The sequence below is a fragment of the Pseudomonas reactans genome, from assembly GCF_013387025.1.
GTDB lineage: Bacteria > Pseudomonadota > Gammaproteobacteria > Pseudomonadales > Pseudomonadaceae > Aquipseudomonas > Aquipseudomonas reactans.
On sequence record NZ_JACAQP010000048.1, the window covers coordinates 42223 to 42524 of the forward strand.

Consider the following 302-nt stretch of genomic DNA (forward strand, 5'->3'; position numbering starts at 1 on the left):
GGGGCGCCTAAGATCAAGATCACAATCAAAAGCAGAGCGCGGCGGCCTAATAGCCGACCGAAACGTTGAAGCGTGTGCGTTTCCCTGTGGGAGCCGGGCTTGCCCGCGATGGTCGTCAACGATGATGCAAAAAAACGGGATACTCACCAACGTATCTACGATGCGAAGCGAGTCGCTCTTGATTTTGATCTGAGGCGCCCCGTTAAACACGCTGGCCGAACGCAGGCTTGAATCCGGGGGCAACCCGGCAGGACGCCGGGTTAGCCGCCCCGCGCCATGGATGGCGCGTGGCGGCGGCCCAC